This window comes from Candidatus Zixiibacteriota bacterium, assembly GCA_040753495.1.
Taxonomy (GTDB): Bacteria; Zixibacteria; MSB-5A5; order GN15; family PGXB01; genus DYGG01.
On the sequence record JBFMEF010000050.1, the window covers coordinates 1 to 7402 of the forward strand.

9 protein-coding genes are annotated in these 7402 nt (G+C 52.8%); all 9 read left to right on the forward strand.

Annotated elements, in window-relative coordinates; genetic code table 11:
• Positions 1–204: 204 nt before the first annotated feature.
• Positions 205–459: a 4Fe-4S binding protein gene (locus tag AB1690_03110; protein ID MEW6014292.1), complete on the forward strand. Its 255-nt coding sequence runs from the start codon at positions 205–207 to the stop codon at positions 457–459.
• Positions 460–473: 14 nt separating this feature from the next.
• Positions 474–1619 carry a 2-oxoacid:acceptor oxidoreductase subunit alpha gene (locus AB1690_03115; protein MEW6014293.1) on the forward strand — a complete coding sequence of 382 codons (1146 nt, stop codon included), beginning with the start codon at positions 474–476 and terminating at the stop codon, positions 1617–1619.
• Complete coding sequence (locus AB1690_03120; protein ID MEW6014294.1) at positions 1619–2488, forward strand: thiamine pyrophosphate-dependent enzyme; 870 nt, start codon at positions 1619–1621, stop codon at positions 2486–2488. The genes AB1690_03115 and AB1690_03120 overlap by 1 nt, the downstream gene beginning before the upstream one ends.
• On the forward strand, positions 2485–3072 hold the full coding sequence (locus AB1690_03125) for a 2-oxoacid:acceptor oxidoreductase family protein (protein MEW6014295.1): 588 nt from the start codon (positions 2485–2487) through the stop codon (positions 3070–3072). The genes AB1690_03120 and AB1690_03125 overlap by 4 nt, the downstream gene beginning before the upstream one ends.
• Positions 3073–3474: a nucleoside-diphosphate kinase gene (gene ndk, locus AB1690_03130; protein ID MEW6014296.1), complete on the forward strand. Its 402-nt coding sequence runs from the start codon at positions 3073–3075 to the stop codon at positions 3472–3474.
• Positions 3475–3478: 4 nt separating this feature from the next.
• A complete protein-coding gene (locus tag AB1690_03135) occupies positions 3479–4705 on the forward strand; it encodes a lactate racemase domain-containing protein (GenBank protein MEW6014297.1) in 1227 nt (408 codons plus the stop codon).
• 35 nt (positions 4706–4740) lie between these two features.
• Entirely contained in the window at positions 4741–5667 is a 927-nt protein-coding gene (mdh, locus tag AB1690_03140; protein MEW6014298.1) for a malate dehydrogenase, read from the forward strand.
• Between the two features lie 12 nt (positions 5668–5679).
• The gene (icd, locus tag AB1690_03145) at positions 5680–6930 is read left to right on the forward strand and encodes an isocitrate dehydrogenase (NADP(+)) (GenBank protein ID MEW6014299.1); all 1251 of its coding nucleotides are present in this window, start codon (positions 5680–5682) and stop codon (positions 6928–6930) included.
• A gap of 178 nt (positions 6931–7108) precedes the next feature.
• The coding region (locus tag AB1690_03150; GenBank protein MEW6014300.1) for a hypothetical protein at positions 7109–7402 on the forward strand (294 nt) is incomplete at its 3' end.

Here is a 7402-nt window from a genome sequence, read left to right on the forward strand (position 1 = left end):
GGGATTCCGGTGGCGGCTTCACCGACCGAAATCCCGGCGCTCATAAAAGAGCGGATGAAATCGTTCGGCGCCAAAAAGCCGCCGAAGAAAAAATCAGCGACCGCCGTCAAAGGCAAGACGTCGCCCCGCAAGAAAACCACCGGGAGAAAAAGAAAATAATTTCAGCAGTTTGGAAGTATAGATATACTCCAGGGAGTTTATGAAATGACCGAATCCGAACCTCGCACCAGCGGGGAAAAAGAACCACCGGTAAACAAATATGAAGGGAAATTGCCTCCCCTGAATATATTTCTGCACTGGTGCAAGGGATGCAATATCTGCATCGCCTTCTGTCCGCAGAAAGTCCTTGAGCCGGATCGTGACGGCAAACCGATTCTGGCGCACCCGGAAAAATGCACGCAATGCGCCATCTGCTGGCTGCATTGCCCCGATTTTGCCATCACATCGAATTATAAATGAGGGGAGGGGAGAATATGAGTAATTTACGAAAAGGAAAAGTGAGATTACTGCAGGGGAACGAGGCATGCGTTCAGGGCGCTATCTATGCCGGAATCGATTTCTACGCCGGATACCCGATTACCCCATCCACCGAAATCGCGGAAGGATTGGCGCGGGAACTTCCTCGATTGGGAGGTCGCTTTATCCAAATGGAAGATGAAATCGGCTCGATCGCGGCTGTTATCGGCGCCGCCAATGCCGGTGCCAAAGCGATGACCGCCACTTCGGGACCCGGTTACTCACTCATGGTAGAAAATATCGGTTATGCCTATATGACTGAAACTCCCTGCGTCATTGTCAACGTCCAGCGCGGAGGACCCTCGACCGGTCTTCCGACCAAAATCAGCCAATCCGACACAATGCAGGCGCGCTGGGGAACGCATGGCGATTATACGGCTATCGCCCTAGCGCCGTCATCAGTCCGCGAATGTTTTGAGGAAACGGTGCGAGCCTTCAATCTATCGGAGCGGTTTCGCACGCCGGTGACGGTTCTTACCGATGAAGTGCTGGGACATATGCGAGAGTTAATGACCATGCCGGAGCCGGGTGAACTTGAAGTGATGGAGCGCCCCAAGCCGGATATCCCGGCTGACTGGTACCGTCATTTTGAAATGACCCCGAGCATGGTTAGCCCGATGGCCGCTTTTGGCGAAGGCTATCGTTACAATGTGACCGGCTTGACGCACGACCGGGAAGGCTTCCCCACCGCCGTGCCGTCGGAAATAAACGAAAAGCTAAATAAGTTGAGAAAGAAGATAGAGCGGTTCACCGACGAGATTTACAAAGTTCGCACCGAGATGATGGATGACGCCAGGATTGCGGTAATATCTTATGGTACCGTGGCGCGCGCAGCGCATCAGGCAATAAAGATGGCGCGGGAGAGGCGAGTGCATGTTGGCGCTATTCAACCGTTGACCATCTGGCCCTTTCCCGACCCGATCATCTCCGATGCTCTCAAGAATGTGAAAAAGATTATCGTTGCCGAGCTGAATATGGGGCAGATGGTAAATGAGATTAAACGTATTGCCCCACGCAACGCCGAAGTCTTCTTTCTGGGGCGTTATGACGGCGAAGTTATGACTCCCCAGCAGATTCTCGACAAAATCAGAGAGGTGAAGTGATGGAAAAAGATACAGTCGTAAAGGAAAAAGAGGTTCAGCGCTCTGATGTTGTCCATCATTACCTGCGCCCTAAGAAGAAATTCCCCAATGTCTGGTGCGCCGGATGCGGCAACGGAATTGTTATGGGCGCTCTCATTCGGGCTATTGACAAACTGAAACTGGACAAGAACGATATCGTTGTGGTCTCCGGCATCGGCTGTTCCAGCCGGATGCCGGTCTATCTTGACTTTAATACTCTGCATACCACCCATGGCCGCGCCATCGCCTTTGCGACCGGCGTGAAAATGGCAAAGCCGCGCCTCAAAGTTATTGTCATTACCGGCGACGGCGATGCCATGGCTATCGGCGGCAACCACTTCATTCATGCCTGTCGCCGCAATATCGATATCACGGTGGTCCTGATAAACAACAAGATTTACGGTATGACCGGCGGGCAGTTTTCGCCGACGACGACGGCCGGCGCTTTTGCCACCACGGCGCCTTTTGGCAATTACGAGAAGCAGTTTGATATCGTCAAACTCGCTTCGGCAGCGGGCGCTTCTTATGTGGCGCGCGGCACCGTGTACCACGAGCAGCAACTCGAAAAACTGATCGAAGGGGCAATTGTTAAGAAAGGTTTTTCGCTGGTGGAAGTGGTTTCGAATTGCCATACGTATTACGGTCGTTTGAATCGGGAAGGGGATGCGGTCGCCATGATATCCTGGATGAAAGACCACGCCATGCCGATTCAGGCGGCGGTTAAACTTCCTCCGGAAAAGATGGTGGGCAAATTTGTGACGGGACTGATTCACGAGACCGACGCCACCGAGTTCTGCGAAGAGTACGATAAACTGGTCCAGCGTCTTAAAGAGAAGGAGGCGCAGAAATGAAAGCCGCGGAAGAAAAGAAAAAGAAAGAGGACCGCTATGAAATTCGTCTTTCCGGCTCCGGCGGCCAGGGATTGATTCTTGCGGGCGTCATGCTCGCCGAGGCGATTGGTGTCGGCGACGGCAAGAACGTGGTGCAGACGCAATCATACGGTCCCGAAGCGCGCGGTGGCGCCAGCCGCTCCGATGTGGTTATTGCCGAGGGTGAAATTTATTACCCCAAGACAATGAAACTGGATCTTCTGTTGGCGCTGACGCAGGAAGCCTGCGATAAGTACTATCCTGATTTGAAAGAAAATGGAATCTTGGTGGTAGATTCTACCATGGTGACACAGGTGCCGACCAAGAAATATTACGGGCTCCCTTTTGTCCGTCTGGCGCGCGAAGAAATAGGACATGTGATGGTCGCCAATGTTATCGCCCTGGGCGCCATAGCGGAACTGACCGGAATCGTCACTCATGATTCCCTGAAAGAAGTGGTTCTGGGACGGGCGCCGCGCGGCACGGAAGAAAAAAATCAAAAGGCGCTGGAACTGGGCTTCAGCGCCGCTCGAAAATTGAAAAAAGAAAACAAGACACGGGGATGAATGGTCGAAAGAACTCTACTCATTATTAAACCGGATGCCGTCAGGCGACGGCTGATTGGTCATGTTATTGCCCGCCTCGAGAAGGCCGGTTTCGAAATCCTGGGAATGCGGATGGAACGTTTGACTCCCGAGCGAGCGCGAAAGTTCTATGCGGTTCACGAAGGGAAACCGTTTCTATCGGCGCTGGTGGAATTTATGGTGTCAACGCCGGTTGTGCCGATTCTTCTTCAAAAAGAGAATGCCGTGGCCGACCTGCGCACTCTTATAGGCGCCACCGACCCGACCCGGGCCGCCTGCGGGACACTAAGACAGGAAATTGCGTTAAACATTCAGGAAAATTCGGTGCATGCCTCCGACTCTCCGGAGAATGCGGCCGTTGAGATTGCCTTTTTCTTCAGCTGATAGAATGAAGATATATATCAATTATGGCGCGGAGAAATTATCTTTCAATCTATCGGACAGTTTCGAATTTAACGAGATTCAGTCCGTCGCTGCTCACAGAGTAGTCACGGAAAGGGATTTCAGCCATTTCGTGGAGAACGCCGAAAAAATTCTGTTCCCGCTGGCTTCGGTGACTCTATTTATCGTTAATGACGCCTATCGTCCCACGCCCAACGAGACAATCTTGCGCTGGCTTGCCGATTCCGGGCGACTGAATCGGGAAGCCAAATTTCTGGTCGCGTGCGGATGTCATCAGGCGCCGACAGAGAGTCAACTGCGGCAGATTTTCGGCGCCTTGTATGATGATTTGAAAAAACGGATTTTGATTCATGATGCCGATAATCTCTTCGAGATGGAAGCGGCAGGCCAGGACCGCACCGGGGAAACGGTCTACCTGAATCGAGCCTTCTTTGAAAATGAGCGGGTGGGTGTCATCGGTTCGGTGGAACCGCACTATTTTGCCGGATTCACCGGCGGAAGAAAATCGATTTTTCCCGGTATCTGCGACCGCGCTACAACCATCCGCAATCATGACCTTGCCACCAGTTTTGATGCCGCGCCGATGAAACTTGAGGGCAATCCGGTGGAGGAGCATCTGCGCGATTTGATGAGCCTGCTGGGCGCCAAAAAAATTTTTGGTATCCAGCTGGTTCTGGGACGCGGGGGGGATATCACCGCTCTTCACTGCGGAGAAATTAAGGAAGCCTTTCACGAAGCGGCGCAGGATTCGGAAGGAATTTTCAGCCGGAAGGTCAAGAGCAAATTTGACCTGATTCTCGCCGAGGTTCTTCCGCCGCTCGATAGCAATCTCTACCAGGTTCAAAAAGCGCTGGAGAATTGTCAGACGGCGGTGAAAGACGGCGGCACGGTAATCCTCTTTTCACCCTGCCGGGAAGGGATAGGCAGCGACATCTTTTTTGAGCTGGCCGAACGCTGGAGGCCGGACAGCGCCGAGGAACTGGAGCCCGCCGACAGATTTGGGATACATAAACTGCATCGCGTTTTTCGCATCGGTCGGAGAATCAATATCTATCTTTATTCGGAGCTGACCCGGGGCGTGCCGGATAAGGTCTATTTTCGCTCCTGCACTATTCCTCAGGACATAATCAACGGTCTGGCCGAAGACAGTTTTGACATCATTAAGACCGCGGTAGTGCGCGATGCGGGACATACGGTAGTGACAGTTCACTAAATTAAATATATAGGATTAACACAAACGGAGGAACAATGAACAGGAAAGTAGCAGTAGTCGGAGCCGGCAATGTCGGCGCTTCAGTGGCTCAGTATATCGCCGAGACGAATCTTGCCGATGTCGTCATGGTCGATATTCTTGAAGGCATTCCCCAGGGGAAAGCGCTCGATTTGACCCAGGCCGGTCCCGTCAGAATGTACAACGCTCACGTGACTGGAACCAATGACTACAAGGATATTGAGGGAGCCGACCTGGTGGTGATGACCGCCGGTCTGGCGCGCAAGCCGGGGATGTCGCGTGAGGACCTTCTCAAAGCAAACGCCGATATCGTTGGTGGCGCCGCGGACAATATCAAGAAATTTGCCCCCAAGTCTTTTGTAATCGTCGTCACCAATCCGCTGGACATCATGACTTATCATATGTTCAAGCGGACCGGCTTTAAAGCCAACCGGGTCTGCGGGCAGGCCGGCATTCTCGACTCGATCCGTTTTCGCGCCTTTGTCGCTATGGAACTGGGAGTGGCTATGACCGATGTGCAGGCGATGGTTCTGGGCGGACATGGCGATACGATGGTCCCGCTTCCCCGGTACACTACGGTTGGCGGCGTTCCGATCGGCGAACTTATCAGCGCCGAAAGAATCAAAGCGATATCAGACCGGACGCGGGATGGCGGCGCCGAAATAGTGAAACTTCTCAAATCCGGCTCGGCGTACTATGCCCCGGCGGCGGCAACGGTAGAAATGGTGAAGGCGATACTCCTCGATGAAAAACGGGTGGTTCCTCTTTCGGCATATCTGACCGGGCAGTACGGAATGAAGGACCTTTATATCGGCGTGCCGGCGGTTCTGGGAGCCCATGGTGTGGAAAAGATTCTGGAACTGAAACTCGGCAAAGATGAACTCGAACTGCTCCAGAAGTCGGGACAGACCTACAAAGGATTCCTCAAAGAAATCGGCTATTAAGGAGGAAGGAACTTGCCAAGCAAATTCAAACATATCGTTGTCCCCAAAGAAGGGGAGAAAATTACGGTCAAAAACGGGAAACTCCAGATTCCCGACAACCCGATAATTCCGGTTATTGAAGGTGACGGCATAGGCCGTGATATCATGAAAGCGACCCGCCGGGTGGTTGATGCCGCCGTGGAAAAGGCGTACGGCGGAAAACGCCGGATTGTCTGGATGGATATCTATGCCGGCGAAAATGCCGAAAAGCTCTACGGGACAGTGATGCCGAAAGAGACTTTCGATGCCATCAAGCAGTATATTGTCGCCCTCAAAGGTCCCCTGACGACCCCGGTAGGCGGCGGCTTCCGTTCTCTCAATGTCACCCTGCGGCAGGTATTGAATCTGTACGCCTGCGTCAGGCCGGTGCGTTATTTTCAGGGGGTGCCGGCGCCGGTGACACATCCGGAGAAAATGAATGTGGTGATTTTCCGGGAGAATACCGAAGATGTTTACGCCGGAATCGAGTGGGAAAAGGGGAGCAAAGAGGTTAAGACCGTTATCGATTTTCTCAACAAGAAATTCAAGCTGAAAATCCGCTCCGACTCCGGAATCGGGGTGAAGCCGATTTCGGTCACCGGCACCAAGCGGCTGGTCCGTAAAGCCATCAATTATGCTCTCGCCAAGGGACGCAAGTCGGTTACCCTGGTGCACAAAGGGAATATCATGAAATATACCGAGGGGGCGTTCCGCGACTGGGGATACAAACTTGCCACGACCGAGTTCCGCGACAAAGTGGTGACCGAGGAAGAGCTCTTTTCCAAGTACAATGGCCAGCTTCCCGAGGGAAAGATAATCATCAAAGATAGAATCGCCGATTCGATGTTTCAGCAGATTCTGACCCGCACCGATGAGTATGAAGTGCTGGCGACGCCGAACTTGAATGGCGATTATCTCTCTGATGCCTGCGCGGCGCAGGTCGGCGGACTGGGAATGGCGCCCGGCGCCAATATCGGCGACTTTGTCGGGCTGTTTGAGGCGACTCACGGCACCGCTCCGAAGTATGCCGATAAGGATGTTATCAATCCCGGCTCCCTGATTCTCTCCGCCTGCATGATGCTGGAGTATATGAACTGGGATGAAGCCGCCAGGATGATTGAGAACGGCATCGAGACAACCATCAAGAACAAAACGGTCACCTATGACCTGGAACGTCTGATGGAAGGAGCGACCAAGGTCTCCACCTCGCAGTTTGCCACGAATATTATCAACAATATGAGATAAACATAAGTTACGGATTTGTCGGAAAGAGCGGTTGCCGGGACCGCTCTTTTTTTCCCCTCCTCTTGATATTTAAAAGCCGCATAATTCCACCATCGCGGCGTATCATTAAAGTAGATTATTGTGGTAGATAATCTCGCTCGAACTCAGGTCACATCTTAAATATCAGCGCGAGGTGGAAATGCACAGACAATTTCTAATGCGAGCCGTTCTGACGGCATGGATTGGGACTTTCGTGTCAACTGTTGCTGAGGCGCAACTTTTCGGGGATGCTTCCGACGGCGATATTCTCATTGCGGGGACAACCACCCTGACATCAGACCTTAACGCCAATAACCTGACCATTACCGCCACAGGCATCCTGGAAACCAATGGCTATACGGTCTTTGTCGCGGGGACCTTGACCAATGACGGTATCATAACAGATTCACAAAGCGGCGGCAACGGCGGCAGCGGCGGGAGCGGAGGTCACGGG

Excerpts from the sequence above, each read along its gene's own strand:
- AB1690_03110 (MEW6014292.1), top strand. The coding sequence starts at position 205 with ATGACCGAATCCGAACCTCGCACCAGCGGGGAAAAAGAACCACCGGTA.
- AB1690_03115 (MEW6014293.1), top strand. The coding sequence starts at position 474 with ATGAGTAATTTACGAAAAGGAAAAGTGAGATTACTGCAGGGGAACGAG.
- AB1690_03120 (MEW6014294.1), top strand. The coding sequence starts at position 1,619 with ATGGAAAAAGATACAGTCGTAAAGGAAAAAGAGGTTCAGCGCTCTGAT.
- AB1690_03125 (MEW6014295.1), top strand. The coding sequence starts at position 2,485 with ATGAAAGCCGCGGAAGAAAAGAAAAAGAAAGAGGACCGCTATGAAATT.
- ndk (MEW6014296.1), top strand. The coding sequence starts at position 3,073 with ATGGTCGAAAGAACTCTACTCATTATTAAACCGGATGCCGTCAGGCGA.
- AB1690_03135 (MEW6014297.1), top strand. The coding sequence starts at position 3,479 with ATGAAGATATATATCAATTATGGCGCGGAGAAATTATCTTTCAATCTA.
- mdh (MEW6014298.1), top strand. The coding sequence starts at position 4,741 with ATGAACAGGAAAGTAGCAGTAGTCGGAGCCGGCAATGTCGGCGCTTCA.